Raw genomic sequence first — 16,728 nt, 5'->3', positions numbered from 1 at the left:
CTTGTTGTTATTGGTTGTCTCGGTGGTACTGGTAGTTCAGGATCAGCTTCGTGAACATCTGGCCGAGTGGCGTGTTCAGGTACGGAGCCATCTGTGAACTGTTCATCCAGATCTTTTCTTTCTTCTCGTCCGTCATCGTGTCGTCGGTTGCCATCTGACCTAGGCCCTTCACCGTCTTGGCGACCTTGCCCACGCCCCCCAAGATGGGAACCGATTCCTTATCCATGCTGTACTTCTTCGTGAGGCCCAGCCATTCGCCAGCTTGACCAAGAGAGGGTTCCATTACCTTCATCGCCGTCATCAGCAAGGAGGAGGGCAGCAAGATCGTGTTGTTGAGAGCGCGACCCCAGATCGTGTTCTGTGTCTTCTCGTCATTGATGTCGTCCTTACCGTACATCAGTTGCCATGTGTAGGCGCCGGCGTAGTTGTACGCAGCGAGCTTCATGTAGGTCTTCAAGATCGCTGAAGGTCCGCCTTGGAACGTCGGGACGATCTGCTTGTCAATCGCTGCACGGATGAACGATGTGAACTGAAGAACGGACGAGAAGAACCCAGCGTGCTCACCGCGCTCGATCATCATCTTTGTTGTTGCATCAGGCTCAAGGATGTATGAGTTGATGGCGCGCTTGTTGAACCCCATGAAGTGCTCAGCCGCTTGCGCGTCATCCCAAAGGTGAGCATTCGGGTAGTCGATGCCGTCCACGGTCTGGCCGTGCTGCAAGACTTGCGCATGCACGCGCTGTGTCATCTCATCGTCAAGGTTCGTCGCCAGACCGAAGCGGTTGTACTCGGACAACTGCACCTCGTTCAACGAACGCTCGCCCTTCAGGAACTTGATGAAGTTGTCGTTGATGTCAGTCGTCATCATCTTGCGGCCGGAATCGTTGAACGCCTTCATGCCGCTGAAGATGTGTGTCGTGTCAGCGAACCATTGAGCGCCACGCTTCCATGTGGAGACGCGAGCACGGTCCATCTCGGAGACGACAGTATTCATGCCATCGTTCATCGAGTCGTACATGAAGTGACGTTGGATTGTTCCTAAGCGGCGTGCCTGCTCGAAGTCGATGGAACCGGGCTTTGTTGGATCGGCAATCGCGCGGCGGATGCCTGCTACGATTTCTGTAGGGAACTCAACGAACACGCGCTTGACGGCATCGAGGACAGACATTGAGTGCAAGTCGCCCATGTTCGCGTTAAGTGAGCGACCGAGCATCATTCCGCTCATGCCAGTGCGGAGAGCAGCGACGATGTCCGATTGCCTCTCGGGAACACCTAGCGCACGGTCAAGAGCCCAGCTGATCTGCTCGGTGTCCTCCTTCGTGCGGTTGAGTATCTTTGCTTGTTCCTTTTCGAAATCCCCTGGCTTCAGGTCTGTTCGCTGGCCCAGTTCTACAATCTGGTTCTCTGCTTCTTGGTGGATGTGTGCTACCCGTTGGTCGTAGACCTTCGTCCACTCCGGGCTTTCGAAGTGCTCGCGAGGAACAATCGCACGAGCACTGCGCTTGACGTACATCTCCGTCAGGGCACTTGCGTCGTTCTCAAGGAAGTCGATGAATGCGTTTGTCGGCAAGTGGCCGAGAACCACGCCCTTTGCTGAGTCAGGGCCGCCCGTAGCGCCACGAAACTCGAAGTTGCTGAACTCACCGTCCGAATCGCGGAAGTGGTTGTAGAGACGCCATGCTTGATCAAGCGGCGTACCTTCCAGTTCGGGATCGTGAAAGCGAGCGGCAATACGGACGAACGGAGGAATGTCATCACCGGGAGCCATCGCGATGATCTTGTCGCGGCTCCAGAGGCGAGCATGACCGTACGTTTCTGAGATGCCTCGGTCTGCGTTCTGATCAATCTGCCAAGCACCAGCACGGTTGCCACGAGTAGCAATGTCGTTGGTGATCTGCTGATTGAGCATGCGGCTGTAACGAGTGACGGCAGGGATCGGTGCTTCGAAGCCGTTGTCGCCAGCGAACTTCGCCAGCATGTTGAAGTCCTTGCGCGCAAGGTCAGTCTCCATGCTCTTGCGTGTCCCCTTCAGCACAGGGCTCTGTGCCGCGTTCGTTCGGAAGCGGTCAACCATTTCATACGCACGTGCACGGTCGCCGTTCGTCATGACCTGTGTTGCCCAATCGACAATCGATTCGTGTTGCTCGGCGGTCATCTTCGACCACTCGGCCTTGTACTCAGCGAGGTTGTGATTCTCCAGTTCGTCCAACTTGTCGAGGTAGCGATGCTTGAACGACTCCACCTTGGAGCCAAGCGGCATCGGGTTTGCCGATCCTGATTCGGAAAGGCGTGTTGCTGTGTTGAGAGGTAGCAGGTCAGCGGCCAAGGCGCGCGTGCTCTGGTTCTTCGACATCAGCATGTAGCCGTTGAAGGTCATCGTCGCATCGGCCTTGTCGCCGAGAATCTTGCGTCCCAGAGCGTCAACGCCCGTAGCAATCGCAGTCAGCTTTGGGTTCTTCGGGTCGAGCGCGTACTGACCGGGAACGCCGTCAAATGGAAACGTAGCAGGTGTGTCGTGCCCACGTGCAAGAAGTTGTCCTGGCTGAGCGTATGCCGCGCCGCCATTGTGACCCGGAACCTCGATGTCCTTACCGGCCTGATCGATCACCGTGCGCGGTGGAAGGCCCTGTGTGAGAGGGTCGTCGAACAATTCGAATTGACGACCAGCCTCATCGCTGTGGACGCGCAGATTGTTTGCTGCCGCAGTTTCGCCAAGTACCTCATCCTTGCGTGCAGCAAGAGGTGCGTTGTTCCATGAGCGCAGAGGTGTCGTGTCGGGTTCAAGGATTGCCTTGCCCAGCTCTTGCTCGGCGGTCGTTCCCCTGTTGATGAAAGCCTGACGTGCAGCTTGTTCGTTCGGGCCAACCGCGCCACGGCGCGCGATGGCACCACCGACGCCTTCAAATGCACCTTGGAACGTACCACCGAGAATGGCAGCTCCAGCCACCGTGTATGCAGACTCCTGCATCGTTCGGGTTTCCTGCATCGCGTGCAGTGCTGTTTCCTTGCCTGCCGTCAGTGTGGCATTCGTCGCCGAAGCGATACCGACACGAGTGATGGCCGCACCAATGCGACCTAGCGTTGCTGGAACTGCGCGCATCGCGATAGGAGGGACGGCGAGCGATGCCATCGTGCCGAGCAACACTTCATCCTGAGAGAACGTAGCGCGAATTTGCTGGCCGAATGATGCATAGCTCAGGAGGTCACGTGCCTCGTCTTCCTGCTGCTTCTTGACATCGGGCGCATCGCTTTGGTGGTCGAGGTTGTCGATCACGTTGTTCAGGCGAGCGTCAGCGGCACGAACTTCCCTAAACGATGGACGCCATTGCTCACCCACGGCGGCGCGGGCATTGACGTTATCGCCTTGCGTGTACGTCAGTTGTGTGGAAAGCCGTTCTTCCGGCTTGAGTAGACCTGCCATTACCAGTCTCCCTGTGGTTGTAGTGTGCTTGGGTTGTTCGGTGTGTTGAAGCTGGCTGCTGCACGTGCGGCGGAGTTACCCTTCTTGCCCATGCGCTCTGCGACACCTGGCTTCTTGACGATCACTTCAGGTGGCTTCTTGTCGCTCGGATCGAATTCAATTTCTACAGGGCCGCGTGCATCAATGAGAGGCTTCGGAACACCCGTGCGCTTGTCGAGGACGTTGACGCGGTAGACAGGGTTCTTTCCTCTCTGTCCAACGTACGTGTACTGTGTGTTCTCTGTACCGCTCAGCGTCGTGGTGACGACAACTTCCTTGCCGTCCTTGTCGAAGCCACGTTCGTTGATCTGCAGGCCCTTCAAGTACTTCTCCTGCTGGTACTTCAAGTCAGGATCGGTGATGCCGAACTTGTCCGGCTGCTTGTAGCGAACGACCTTCTTTCCGTCTGTTGTCGAGACGGAGTAGTCACGCTGAACGACAGCCGCAGCATCTTTCGATGCGGCATCAGCGTCTTGGTTGTTCGTCTTGAACGAATTGCCGAAGTTCGCTTGGTACGTTGCTTCCACTTGGGGCGGCAACGTTGCTCCCTTGAAAACAGGGCCGAGAACCTTCTGCGCAGCGAACGGAGCAATCTTCGTCGTTGTGCTGTCCGTGTTTAGCTTGATACGGTCCTTGATGACCGCCTGTTCTTCTGGCGTGCGAATCTGATCATCGAGCACACCCTTGCGAGCTGCTTCCGGTGTCATGCCATGACGGTCCACGTTGTGGATGATCGTTTGCATTGGCTTCGGTAGCTGCTCCATCACGTTCGAGTCGATCTTTGTTAGGGTAGAAAGCTGACGCACGGCATCTGCAGCAATCGCTGGGTCATTGCTGTTCGCTCGTTGCTTCAGGTCACGCTCGCGCTTCTCGGGCAGGTAGCCGAAGCGACCCACGTACTGCTTGTCGAACTCTTGCTGTTGCGCAGGGTTCAGCTTGTTGTAGCCACTCGATGTCTTAAGCTTCTCGTACAGCGCATCGCCCATTTTTCGACTCTTCGGATCAGTCGGGTCGATACGTGCGCCACTGGAAACGAAGTCGCCTAGGCTTGCATCTGCTTGGCCAGCCTTCGCCGCCTTGTTCGCCGCCGCCTCAGCTTTGCGCTGACGCTGTTCAATCTCGTTCGTCATCTGGACGACGCCACGACCAAGAACATCCAGCATCGGGTTGCCAGGATCGTTCTCGATCATGTCTTTCATCTTCGAGCGTTCGACTATGAGGCGCTGCGCGATCTGCTGCGAGCTCGTCTTCGGGTCGGTCATAAACAGAATCAGTTCGTTCTGCACACCGTTCGCTGCCTTGACCTGCTCTTCACGGACGGCGTTTGCCTTCTCCCGGTCCTGTTGCTTGGCGTACTGACTGAAGTCGTTGCGCATGTCCAGCAGCTTTGTTGTGGAGAATCCACGCAGAGGGTCAGCCACCAATGCAGACTGATCGCCCGACTTGTCAGCGGCAGAACGTAGCGCAAGGCTGGAGTCCGCCAGTTCAACAACACGCTTTGGATCTTGGACGGCAAGCGTTTTCATCGCACCGTCACTCCAGATGCGGTTCTTGCGAGCAGCTACTTGGTCAGGTGTGAACAACACCGCTGCTGGTCCTGATTCGTAGGCTTCCGCTGCTGCTGCACTGGCAGCGAGCGCACCCAAGATGTCACCGCTCGCGCTCAGCGTTGCAGCGCGTGTCTGGTGGTTCTGCGAAATCTGCTCGATGTTGCGGCGGCCAATGTCAGCGATACGGGGCTGAATCACTCCGCGCATGTACGACTCATTGGCAGCGCCGACCCACTTTTGCTCGTACGCACTCTTTTCGTCACTCAGCCAATCGACCTTGTACTTCGGAGAAAGCTCAGCTTTCGCTTGGTCTAGACGTTGGTTGTAGTCGGTCTGAAGCTGTTCGGGCGTCCACATCTCGCCCTTCTCCTGTTGCGTCTTCTGCTGTTCGACACGAATCTGAGCCTCACGCGCTCCCAGTTCTGCGCCGTATGCTTCCAGCTTCTGTTTGTCGTTGACGATGCCAGCCTTGCGGATGACCTCTGTGCTTTGCTCAATCGTGTCACCAAGCTTCGCCATAGCGAGCGCTGGCAGCGTTGCAGATTGGATCGTGTCTTCCGGGACAAGTTGTGCGGCGCGTGGAGCCTGAGCGGCACCAGCGCTCAGCTTGCCGAATGTGTTTCGTGGATCAAGCGCCATTATTCGCGTCCCCATTTGAATGTGTCACCCCAGCCGGCCACCTGTGGACCGCTGGAGCTTGTTGTCGTTTTTGCGCCGGAGCTGTACTTGCCAGCAGCGTTCACAGCTGAACTGAGCAACGTGCCGACTGCCTGAGCCTGAAGCGCTTGGCCTTGCGCATCGCCTTGCTTGATCTGCTGCATCGCGTTCGATGTGCCGCCCTTGATGATGCTTTCCGCACCGAGCTTCCCTGCGATGTACTTCTGTCCGCCGTCCTGTAGCATTGCCAACGCATCGGCAGCAACGAGGTTGTCCGTCTCTTCTTGAAGCGTTTGCGCTGTGCCGCTGTCGTACGTGAAGCCAGATGCGGCAACGAGTGCTTGCTGTGAGCTACGGAACTCGCGTGCCTGACCTTGAAGCTTCTGAGCGTTCACCTGAGCAACGCGGCGTGCTTCCTCTGCTTCGTACATCATTGCGCCGGCTTCTGCGCCTGCGTTCTGTGCGGCAATGGCGGCACTGTCCCTGCCTGCACGTGATGCGGCTTTGCCTGCTTGCGCTTGTTGGTTCGCGCTGTATGCACCTGCGGCTACGGTTACACCCGCAATCACCAGTGATGAAACTGCTGCCATCTTCCTGTCCCTTTACAAATCTAGCTTGTAGAAGCCGCCGACATGCTCCATACCTACGTACTGGTACAGACGCTCAACGTGCTTCGAGAACACACCCGTTGTGTTCGTCACTTGCGCTTGTGATGCGCCTTTCTCTTTCGCTTGACGGAACGCTTCTTTGAGAAGGTTCACTGCTGTCATGCCGCCGCGATGTGCTGGGTGGATGAACAGAGCGTTGTCGTACATCACCTTCGTCTCACGGCAGAACCACATCACATCGACGCCGCCAACGAAACCGCCGACGATTTCCCCGCTGTCATCACGGCAAACGATCACGATGCCGTTCTCTGATGTGACTAGACTGGTGACGATGTCAAACACCTTCCCGCCGTCGAAGTCGTTGTAGCGCCCGTAGTTCGGGCTCTCGTTGAACATGACGACTGCCAGCTTCACCAGCGGCAGAACGTCTTCTATAGTTGCGTTCTCAATCTTCATGTTGTGTCTCCCTTGCCCTTATTTATGGTTAGCAGGGAGCACTAATCGTTCACGGATACCTTCATGACGACCGCCAGCAACGTGAACGGCATAGGAAGGTCCTGTTCGATCTTCATGTTGAGCGGCGTTCCCCAGCCCATCTGTGCAAGGCGCTTGTCACCGGAGTACGGAACTGGAGCCTTGTCGGCAAGCTGGCCAATCGAACTGAATGCAACTGGGCTGCCGTTCACCTTGCAGCTGACAGTTGTGTCGACAACCAGCGTGACTTCGTGAACGGAGAGCTGACGACCGCGGGCCGTGCCGCCATCCACTTGAGGGTTCGGGTGCAGCAGTTCAATCGTTGTCGTGTACGGCAGGCCGATTGCGACTTCCTTTGCTGCCACATCGAGGACGATCTGTCCGCCCGAGACGGTCTTGCGCGTGCCGTTGCTGTTGTCACCGACGATGACGACTTCCTTACCCTCAAGGTGGCCCAGTCCGGTCCAAGTTGTTTTGGCAACCGCGCTGGCACCAAAGATCGTGCAGTCGGACAGAGACTTCAGCACATAGTCGATGCTCTCGATGTACTTCTTGTAGACGCCATTTACGAGGCGTTCAACGCAAACGTAGGTCGTGTCGCTGTTGTTCTCAGGGATCGTCGCCACAGCCTTGAACCAGCCGTCGGTGTCGTGACGTGCCCATGCGATGACATCCTGTTCGTTCAGGTAGGTTAGTGAGACGAGGTAGCCATCCTTGCGGATCAACCAGACGTTGAAGTCCGGGTCTTGCTGGAACGCCATGTCGATGACGCCTGTGCCGGTGATGTGCTCAGAGGTCACAGTCATGTCCGCAGCAGTGTTCGATCCTTTCCCGAGGTCGTAAGCGGCAGCACGCACACGGCGACCATCACGCTGGATGAACACAGCAGCGTTGCCGATGCGCAAAGGGGAGACGAGGTTGCAGCCGTAGGTGGTCTGAGGCTTAACGATGGCCGTCTTCGGTGTGTAGACACCGCTCGTTGAACTCATCACGAACTCGTTGGCATAGCTCATGATCAGGAGGTCCGTTGGGGATGGAACCATGTGCAGGATCATGTCGTTGGATGAGCTTGCCAACGTCAGTTCGACGCCGTCGTTGTCATCCGGTCCGCGCGTGAAGTTCGTGATGTCGAGGTCCGAGCCTGATTTCGAACCCCAAAGCGTCTGCGGTTGGGCTGGAGTGCCAGCCAGGAACATCCGTTGTTGATAGAACGCAATCGCTGCCGGATAGTTGCCAGCCTTGAAAAGTAGTGCCATCGAGCCGGACACAGATCCGGTGACGCTCCATTCCTGCCGCTGCGAGTCGGCATAGATGCAGGTGACCGTCCATGTCTCGGCTGGGCTTCCAGCTTTACTAGCTGCAACCATCTGGCCGTAGCCAGTTCCCGAGAATGTCGCTGTGGCCGCTCCCCCGCCGCCAGGACTCGTCACGGTGAATGTCGAACCGGCGGTGTAGGTCGTGCTGTTGCTGATGATGCGGAAGCGGATGTTCGCGTTCTCGTACCAGTAGTCCGTCAGGGCGCGGTGGACGAACGCGATGTCGGTGAACGTCCAGCTCGTATCGCCAGTACGGAACAAGCGCTTCGGCGGGTAGTTCGGGTGAGTGAAGTAGACGCTGTTGCCGAACTGGGCAAACCGCAGTTCGTTCAGCTCGTCGCTTGTGTAGGGGTGTGTGATCTCGTAGCGCACACCCGGTGACGTCTCGATAAAGTCCCCGTCCTTGATAAACTGAATCCGGCTGTTGTTGAACACGCACAAGAAGCTCTGCGTGCGTGAGTAGATAAACGGCACCAGCTTGACGGCGAACGAGCTATCACGCACTTCGCCATGGAAGAACGTGCCAGGACGACGCTTCGTTCCACCGTGATAGAACGGCAGAGCGTTGAGCATCGTCTTCGTGCTGGTGTCGTAACCCTTGAGGTCCGTACGACCAAGCATCTTCGGAGAGACTTCACCGCCCAAGAAGGCGGTCTGGATCATCGTTGTCTTCGCCATGCTTAGGACCTCACGGCGATGAACGAGCTGACATCCGGGCCGAAGTCGTCTGAGATGTCCTCGGAGGCATCAATAGCGAGTGCCGATTGCAGGGTGAGTTGGAGGTTCTGCTGGGCGAGTGCGACCTGATCGGCGCTCTTGGTGATCGGATACGCATGGCGCAGCGTCATTGCTGCTGTCAGAACCTCGATGAACCCTTGTGACCACAGCGATGTGTCCGTCACTTCGGCGACGTACTTCAGGAAGCACGTGCTCTTGTTCGTGACGATGCGACGACCTTCCGCGTTGTACTTCTGGTCTCCGTCAACGGTCAGGATGCGGAGGCAATCGGCGGGGAGAGTGAACTGATACTTGTATTGGTAGAGCGGCGTTTCGACATCTGGCGGCAGTTCGATCCGACGAATGGCGAAGTTCCATGGGTGGCGGTCGAGGTATGCGCGGACGAGTTGCTCATAGAACGTGTTGCAGAGTGCGGCTTCCGTCCCTGCATCGTTGAGACTGTGAATTGGATTTGCGCCGAGTTGTGCAAGCGCGATGTTGCAGATTGAGACTGCACTGGTCATTGCCATAAAACATCTCCCTAATTGGTTTTGTTAGGGGGTATTTATGGAAACGCTGGACCGGATGAGAGGCGACTGACAAATGAGCAATGAAAGGAAACACGTCGCGCTGCTCACCGGTCTAGTATTTATCGAACAGGACAAAAGAAAGGGCTCCCTTTGGAGCCCTTGTTCATGCACCTGGGTCACTTAGACGGCGCAAGGCATCTCAACAACACCAGCACCGTCGATCAACACGGCGCCAAGACTGACCATCGTGTTGACGAGCCAAGAAGCCTTTTGAGGGATGTAGTTGACTTCCGTTGTTGGGTCTTGACCAACTGCGATACCGATTGCTTTCTTATTGAAGTAGAAAGCTGTTTGCACGTTAGTCGCGATAGGCAGCACGTCATCGGAAAGCACGATCACCTTGAAGCCCATCAAGTTTCCGATCTGACCAGAGAGAACTGGAACGAGGCCGGCTGTGTAGTCGGAACTGATGACCTTGATTTCATTCAGCATCTCCATGATCTGAGATGCGCCAACAGCGATGAATCGGTCGGATTCATCAACGTCTGCCTTGTTCAAGAGCTTGACGGCTTCCAAGTGCTTCGCATACGTCCAGCCACCTGCCGTTGTAGGAACAACGTTCGATCCTGAGAGCGCCGCAGTAACGATCGTTTGATCGACTTTGCGGTTGATTGCTTTGACGGTGCCCTTAACGTATTCCTCGCGCAGAGAAACGTTCGTCTTGATCTGGTCTAGCTTGTCGAAGTAGATCGGTGCATAGCTGTCTGCCAGCGTTGCGAGCACCAAGCTGTGATCCGGTTCAAGACCAGTCACGTCGCCATTGCGTGCCTTTGTGTTTGCAGTGAACTTGCCAAGCTTTGGGAAGTTGTATGTTGATCCAACTACGTTGCGGTGAGCGCGTACTGCGCCTTGTAGCTTCGATTCAGTTTGTTGGAATGCTTGGTGAATTTCGTCAGAGAACTGAGAAATGAAAATGTTTGGTTGCGTATTCGCCATACTTGCCCCTTTTTTTGTTCTTGTTAGGCGGGAGTTCATTGATTGCTGGCTTGTCTTCTTCCTTCGAAGGGCCTCAACTACTTCACCTACACAGGGCAATCGCGTATCTGCTCGGTCTTTCGTTACTCCTATTTATTAAGGTACTGAAAATTCACAGCACAAAGAAAAAAGGCTCCCGAGGAAGCCTTTGATGCTTCTGGTCTGTTCTGGCTATTTCGCGTTCTTCGCGTACCACTCAGCGACTTGCGCTTGCTTCTTCGCGTTCTTCCAGTAGTCTGGTTCGCCCATCAGCTTTGTGATGTCTTCCTTCGACTGACCGGTCGCGCCGGCTGAACTACGAACTGGCGTCACGTCTTCGCCAAGCTCGCCGCCAATGCGGGATAGGATGTCGATCACGAACGGGTTGTTGCCGATCACTTCAATGGGAATGTGCGATGGCACGTATGTTTCGAACGCCTTGATCGCTTGCTGAACGTTCTTGTCGTAGTCCTTGCCCCATTGATTCTCCAGATACGCCTTTGCTTTCTCCGGTGTGTCGGTCGTCTGTTCGTATGCCTTCTCGTATTGCTCGAGTGCCCATTGGTACTGCTTCGGTGTCAGGCCAGCCTGCAGTGCGTCTTCCTTGAAAGCCTTGTTCGCTTCTTCATCAAGCGTGATCGACTTCGGTGTGTATTCGTATGCTTCAATCGATTCGGGAGCGAAGTTGCCTTTCTGGCCGATCTTCTTTTCGAGGGATTGATAGCTCTTCGCAAGGTTCTGGAAATCGGGCTTGCCATCGCGGAGGAACTTCGCCGGAACCCAACTGAGGTCTTCACCGTCTTCGGTCGGCGCATCAACCTTCGCGGTCGTCTCAGCTGGCTTGTCTGCGGATGTTGCAGGTGCAGTCGTTTGGGGTTGTGGTGTCAACACGGTCGCAGCGGGTGTAGTCGCTTCAGGTGTTGGCGTGGATGTTTGTTCTTGTGAGTTGTCTGCCATTGCAGGCTCCTTTTCTTGTTGTTGTTACTGCACCTGTTTCCACAGGGCTTCTTTTTCATGCGACTCAGGAAGGACTTCCTTCTGACGGCGCTTGTATTCAGCGAACCATTGCTCGCGAATTTCTTGTGGCGTGTCTGGCGTTGTCATGTTTTCGTACTTCCATGTCTCTGGCGCTGGCTGTACCGGTATTGGTTGCACTTCCGGTGCTGGTGTCTTTCGCTTGTATGTCATTCTTGTTGTGCCTCATCGGGTAGTTGTGCGAGCTTCTGCAGCACGAATCGCACGACACTGCGCTGACCTTCGAGGAAAGCGGTGTGGTACGGGTCTTCTTTTGTGTAGCTGGCGATGTCATAGAACAGGGCAGTGAGGTCTTCAAGAACCTTCTGCCCGGTTGTGTCTCGTCCAAAGACGGCTTGGTACGCTTGCGCGTCAACGGGTTGGTACATAGGTGTGTTTCCTTTCACACCTATTTATGCAAACTCGTCACTGCGTGATTTCGTCGATCAGTTGATTTGCCTGACCTGGCTCTGGGCGTGCGCTCAATGCTCGGGCAGCCGCTTCCATCTGAGCTTGTTGGGCCTCTGCTTCCGCACGCTGCTTGCGAATCTGATCGATCTCGCGTTGATCGCGCATTAGTTCGACAGGGATGCCAAGAATCTCTGCTCGTTTCTGCGCCGCCTTGTCCACGTCATACGTATCGGCGACCTGAGGGCCGAATGCCTGCATCGATTGCGCAAGGCTGGATTCGTATCGGTCCATAGCCGTGACATCGTCCATACGCTGTGCGCGTGCGAGCGGCGACTTGAACTCAGGAACGAAACGCATCTCCATCAACTCTTCCGGTGGCTGACCAAGCACGCCAGCACGGAATGCCAGGTTGAAGCAACGCTCGATCAGCGGGTTCAGGAACTCAGCCTGCAGACGAGAGAACGTAGGGCCGAGGATCTGACGGATGATCTGTGTGCGAGTGCGAACCTCTTCGGCGGTCATCGGGGCACCGCTCTGTGAAGGTGCCAGCTCGTCCGACATCATCACGCGCTTGATCTGGCCTTGGAGGCGCAGGATTTCACCCTCAGCGATCCGCCAATTGCCACCAGAAGCGAGAGGCTTGATGTTTTCTGGATCGGCAACCATGATCACCTTGCGCGGGCCGATGCGAACTGTGGACGGGTTGAACACGCCGTCATGCTTCGCGACGAACGTTCCAGCGATTGCCATCTCACCGTTCGTCAGCACCATCTCGACCAGCTTGTTGAGCGTCTTGACATCTGGCAGTGCATCGTTCAGCGGGCCGACTGCGTATTCAGTTCCCGGGATGACAGACCAGCGAGGAATGACCAACGGAAATTCTTGGTAGCCGGACTCGTAGCAGACCTCTCCCGACTTCTCGCAGACGTACGTCGATTCGAACGGCATCGCCTTCGCCATCTTTCCTGATGAGCGTTTGCCAGCACGGAAGCGAGGACGGATGCAATGAACGTACGGGTGCTTCGCGATGCTTGTCGGGTCGTTCTCCAGCAGGCTCTTCAACGACGAAGGAAGGTTCGATGCACCGAACTTCTCCGCTGCTTCCGCCACAGTCATCATCAAGCGTCGGTAGACGGTATCGACCTTCTGAGCCTTGGTGCTGTCTGCGATGTACAGACTCGCAAGAGGCCAGTGTTCGAAATGCAGACGACCCGTTTCTTGGTTCATCTCAATGAACAGGCCGGCTTGACCAGCAACCGCGATGTCGATGAAGAACTCGAACGCCTCAGCGTTGTAGTTGGAAGAGTGGATCATCGAGAACAGCGTCTCGGATGACTGCTGCAACCACTGGCGCACAGGCCGCGGAATGTAGGCGTCAGGCGTGTTTGGGACGGCAAGGCTGAACCACTGAGACGTGCTCGGTGTTAGACCGCCGATCATTGATGCCGATAGCAGACGGCATGCATTCGTCTCCGTGCTGTCATAGAGCTTCGCCTGATCTGCGCGAGCCCTTGTCGCATTCGTGAATGGATCGTCGTTGTTGTAGAACCCCTGACCTCGCAGCGGATACGTGTATTCGAATGCCTCCTTCCATGTGTCTTCAAGAACGCTGCGTTGTGATTGCAGGCGTTTGAATGACTTCAGGATCTCTTGTCCCTTGTTGTCCCCCATAGCGACCTCTCTTGTTGTTATTGCTTTGGTGCGCCTGTCACTCCGCTCGTCATGATTCGCTCAAGGAGGGATTGCTTCGCTTTTGTTTTTTCTTCTTCGTCTTGTTGGCCAGGAGCGAACAACTGCTGCTTGTCGTCTGCACCGAGAACCTTCTTGTCCTCTTGCGCAACCAAGTCGTTGTCCTTGACATTGCTGACACGCAACATGTCGCCCAACATCGTCTCGCTGCTGATCTTTTGTTCAGCCGCCAACTTCGCTTGCTTTGCCTTCTCAGCAGCTACGCGCTCTGCCTCACGTGCTGCACGTTCCGCTTCGAACTGAGCCGCTTGTGCTTCCTGTTGACGTTGAAGCTCTGCCTGCTGCTGTGTGAATGCATCCGCCTGCGCCTGAAGCTGTGCCTGCCACTGGGCACGCTGCGCTTGGTTCTGCGCTTCGATCTGTGCGCGTTCTTGGTTGAGCTGGTAGTCCCAATCCAACTGCTTGACGACTTGCTCGCGCTGCTGGACGTATGAGGAGTTCAGGTACTGCTGGCCGTTGTATTCCGTGCCGCCGTATGCCTCGAAACCCTCTGGTGCCAGCGCATAGAACTGGCCTGTCTCATCGCTCGTCCATCCCGTCACCCAGTCGTATTGGTAGTCCTCGGTGCCGCTCTGGTACATGTTTTCGCCGTTGCCTGCCCACACAGCGCGTTGGCCGGTGCGTTTCTCCGTGACCGTCTTCAATGCCATGAGGACGCTCCTTACTGAGCCTTGGACGCTTGCTTGCGTCGCGTGCTCAGGCTTTGGTTAGCGTCGTCGTAGTTGTTGTCGTCATCCAAGTAATAGAACGACTCCAGGTACGTCTTGCGGCGTGCTTGGTCTGCGGCGAGTTGTTGGCTGTTCAGTTCGCTGTTGTTGCGAGCCTTCTCCGCCTCTTGTTGTGCGGCAAGTTCCTTCTGCTGCTCTTCCTGCAACAGACGGTCTTGCTCCTTCTGCTTCTCCGCCGCCAGTTGGTCTTGGTACTGCTTGGCTTGTTGGTCGGACTGCTGTTGGAGTTGCAGCATTCGCTGACTTTGAGCCTCGCGCTCAAACGCCATCTGGTTGTCGATGCGGCTTCGTTCGGCGTCTTGCTCTGCCTTCAAGCGATCACGTTCAGCAGCAGCACGTGCTTCAGCTTGGAGCTGAAGCATCAGTTGGTCCTGCATGCTCGGTCCTTTACTTCCTCTTCCCATTGTTTTTCTCCCATTCGATTTCGTTGAATGGAGCTATTTATGGAAGGAGGCAGAAGAGACGTTTAGTGCATTGGTCCCCCTAAACCGCTTTTTGAAAAACTGCGCAATTTCAAAGTCGTCTATAAAAATTCTGGGCGAAATCCTCTCTGGGGCATACCCGTTTTTTGCCGGGGATCCATACAGCCAGGTCGAAAAGTTCTCCGCAGTGAGCCGTGACGGTGCCTCACTGTGAGCGTCCCCAGCGAGCAATCTGACCTGGAGCGATGCTGTCTTCGCTGTGGCAGAGCTCGTCATGCCCCGATGGGGATTGCAGGCACTAGAACGGCCGAGAAGCCGTTGAAACGGTTCGGCTGGTGCGATGGCACAAGCACGTCTGGGAAATGCCTTCTAGGAGGTGGGTGAGCAAATCACTATGGATGACATGCTTCCTCCCAGCTATAGCCGTGATGTGATCCCAAAGCTGATGCAGGGAGCATGGTTGAAACAATAGGGTCCTACAGCGATTCAATTTGACTATCGGCCACACCCCAGCGATTCAAGAGTTGAATCGACCAGCATGGCAGCACGACCGATTTAATTTGTGAGGTACCACAGACAAACCGCATGTCGTTTCGCATGGTTGTCTCGATGGATGCAAGTGAGGTTGATCGTGTTCGCAGTGAGAACGGCACCGAAACCGTCTGACTGTTCGAACGATCGCTAATGGAAGACCGATGCAATGTCGGTCATGTTGTCGCTCCTCCTCGACATCTCCATCTCTCTTCTGTTTCCTCTTCTTCTACTAGTCGATTCATCCATGTCCATCTTGGATGTTTTCTCTATCTTGTTCGTTGTCTTCTTGATGCTATTGATGTGGTCAAGGAGGTTTTTGACATGCGCGTTTGCTGGAGAAAACCAAGTACCAGACTGAGATGTCAGCTCATTTGTACTTGAGATGTTGACCTTGATTGAACTCGTGTTGATGGTCACGTCATCGATTAACAAACCAAGGAAACGAAATGAACGCAACTATTAAAGAACTGCTGATCTTGGTCAAGGGGAAGGCTTTTGACGAGGCATTTCAGTTCGTTGACCAGTACTTCCAAAACATCATGTTCTCTATAGAGGCTGATGAGTGGAAGGTTCGGATGTCTCAAACTGAAAAGGAGAAGTTCATCAATGCACTGCTGACATACAAAAAGAAGTAATTCAATTCATCTATCTCAACTCACTTATTTGATTTAAGGAAACGATCATGACCGAACAAACCACTGCCACCTCCGCTGCGATGTCCAAGCGTCAAGCTCAACTGGAAGCTCTGATTGAGAAGGAGGAAAAGGCTCGGGCAGATCGACTGGCAAACCTCAAAGCTCGTCTGGAGAAGGAGCAATCGAAGACGAAGGAGCTGGCAGTCGGAATGGAAGGGCTCGGAGCGGTGATGGATCAGCTGGACTCGCTGACGACACAGCACTCTGTCTCGATGTTGAAACTGCTGGACTTCCTGGCTAAGCAGAAGGTGGGGGAGACGGCACGGGTTGTCTATCGCAGGAAGCGTGAGCCTCGTGCGGCGAAGCAACCGAAGGTCGTTGCAGCGAAGACGGTGGCTGCCAAGAAGAAGTAAGACGACATCACCTCAACCATCCAGGGCCGCAAGGCCCTTTTCTTTTTTCCGCTTGTGATACGTGCCAGCAACCTTGATGCGACGTTCAACGAATGCTGCATTGAACTCCTTCGTGATCCTGTTGAGCTTCACGATCTGCCTCACAAGTTCGTCATCGTCAATCTCACCTTGCTTATGCAGTTGCTTCAAGTAGACGGCAACGTGTTTGGCAAGTGATACACCAAGCACTGGCTTCTGTGTTTGGAATTTCCGTCCATCGGCGGTGTAGATGAAGTAGATGTGGACCGGAATGGCTGGGTTTGGTTGTCGTCCGTACATGGGATTCCTTTGTTGCATCGAGGTATTTATGGGTTCGATGCCACCTGATTTCCCGTGCTATGTACTCCCAAATGCCAAAACAAAAGGCCCACACCTGTTTGGATGTGGGCCCACTTGCTTCTCAAGGAGATGTGGCCTTCACAGGCGACAGATGTACTTATGCATTTCTACCTGCTTG

At 55.2% G+C, this 16,728-nt stretch carries 16 protein-coding genes; 2 read left to right on the top strand and 14 right to left on the bottom strand.

Annotated elements, in window-relative coordinates; genetic code table 11:
• Window positions 1–7: 7 nt before the first annotated feature.
• From WIX39_RS22770 to WIX39_RS22710, 13 genes are all read right to left on the bottom strand, one after another.
• Window positions 8–3,421, bottom strand: a complete 3,414-nt coding sequence (locus WIX39_RS22770; protein ID WP_409195903.1) for a hypothetical protein — start codon at window positions 3,419–3,421, stop codon at window positions 8–10.
• A complete protein-coding gene (locus WIX39_RS22765; protein ID WP_409195902.1) occupies window positions 3,421–5,649 on the bottom strand; it encodes a hypothetical protein in 2,229 nt (742 codons plus the stop codon). Before WIX39_RS22765 ends, WIX39_RS22770 begins: the two co-directional genes overlap by 1 nt.
• A complete protein-coding gene (locus WIX39_RS22760; RefSeq protein WP_409195901.1) occupies window positions 5,649–6,257 on the bottom strand; it encodes a hypothetical protein in 609 nt (202 codons plus the stop codon). Before WIX39_RS22760 ends, WIX39_RS22765 begins: the two co-directional genes overlap by 1 nt.
• Before the next feature lie 12 nt (window positions 6,258–6,269).
• Complete coding sequence (locus WIX39_RS22755; protein WP_409195900.1) at window positions 6,270–6,731, bottom strand: GNAT family N-acetyltransferase; 462 nt, start codon at window positions 6,729–6,731, stop codon at window positions 6,270–6,272.
• A gap of 41 nt (window positions 6,732–6,772) precedes the next feature.
• A complete protein-coding gene (locus tag WIX39_RS22750) occupies window positions 6,773–8,743 on the bottom strand; it encodes a hypothetical protein (protein WP_409195899.1) in 1,971 nt (656 codons plus the stop codon).
• A gap of 2 nt (window positions 8,744–8,745) precedes the next feature.
• On the bottom strand, window positions 8,746–9,312 hold the full coding sequence (locus tag WIX39_RS22745) for a hypothetical protein (RefSeq protein ID WP_409195898.1): 567 nt from the start codon (window positions 9,310–9,312) through the stop codon (window positions 8,746–8,748).
• A 180-nt stretch (window positions 9,313–9,492) separates the two neighbouring features.
• A complete protein-coding gene (locus WIX39_RS22740) occupies window positions 9,493–10,347 on the bottom strand; it encodes a phage capsid protein (RefSeq protein WP_409195897.1) in 855 nt (284 codons plus the stop codon).
• A 171-nt stretch (window positions 10,348–10,518) separates the two neighbouring features.
• The gene (locus tag WIX39_RS22735; protein WP_409195896.1) at window positions 10,519–11,283 is read right to left on the bottom strand and encodes a hypothetical protein; all 765 of its coding nucleotides are present in this window, start codon (window positions 11,281–11,283) and stop codon (window positions 10,519–10,521) included.
• 24 nt (window positions 11,284–11,307) lie between these two features.
• Window positions 11,308–11,514, bottom strand: a complete 207-nt coding sequence (locus WIX39_RS22730; protein WP_409195895.1) for a hypothetical protein — start codon at window positions 11,512–11,514, stop codon at window positions 11,308–11,310.
• The gene (locus tag WIX39_RS22725) at window positions 11,511–11,729 is read right to left on the bottom strand and encodes a hypothetical protein (protein WP_409195894.1); all 219 of its coding nucleotides are present in this window, start codon (window positions 11,727–11,729) and stop codon (window positions 11,511–11,513) included. Before WIX39_RS22725 ends, WIX39_RS22730 begins: the two co-directional genes overlap by 4 nt.
• Before the next feature lie 37 nt (window positions 11,730–11,766).
• Complete coding sequence (locus WIX39_RS22720; RefSeq protein ID WP_409195893.1) at window positions 11,767–13,422, bottom strand: portal protein; 1,656 nt, start codon at window positions 13,420–13,422, stop codon at window positions 11,767–11,769.
• A 17-nt stretch (window positions 13,423–13,439) separates the two neighbouring features.
• Window positions 13,440–14,150, bottom strand: a complete 711-nt coding sequence (locus WIX39_RS22715; protein ID WP_409195892.1) for a hypothetical protein — start codon at window positions 14,148–14,150, stop codon at window positions 13,440–13,442.
• Between the two features lie 11 nt (window positions 14,151–14,161).
• Window positions 14,162–14,605: a hypothetical protein gene (locus WIX39_RS22710; RefSeq protein ID WP_409195891.1), complete on the bottom strand. Its 444-nt coding sequence runs from the start codon at window positions 14,603–14,605 to the stop codon at window positions 14,162–14,164.
• Window positions 14,606–15,630: 1,025 nt separating this feature from the next.
• Between WIX39_RS22710 and WIX39_RS22705 the strand changes: the two genes are divergently transcribed.
• The gene (locus WIX39_RS22705) at window positions 15,631–15,819 is read left to right on the top strand and encodes a hypothetical protein (protein WP_409195890.1); all 189 of its coding nucleotides are present in this window, start codon (window positions 15,631–15,633) and stop codon (window positions 15,817–15,819) included.
• Between the two features lie 47 nt (window positions 15,820–15,866).
• Window positions 15,867–16,232: a hypothetical protein gene (locus WIX39_RS22700; protein ID WP_409195889.1), complete on the top strand. Its 366-nt coding sequence runs from the start codon at window positions 15,867–15,869 to the stop codon at window positions 16,230–16,232.
• Window positions 16,233–16,244: 12 nt separating this feature from the next.
• Here WIX39_RS22700 and WIX39_RS22695 read toward each other — a convergent pair whose 3' ends face one another.
• A complete protein-coding gene (locus WIX39_RS22695; protein ID WP_409195888.1) occupies window positions 16,245–16,550 on the bottom strand; it encodes a hypothetical protein in 306 nt (101 codons plus the stop codon).
• Between the last annotated feature and the right edge of the window lie 178 nt (window positions 16,551–16,728).

This window comes from Variovorax sp. AB1(2024) (assembly GCF_037482385.2).
GTDB lineage: Bacteria > Pseudomonadota > Gammaproteobacteria > Burkholderiales > Burkholderiaceae_C > Variovorax.
Note: the sequence above shows the minus strand (reverse complement) of the source record. Positions and strands in the feature narration are given on the sequence as shown.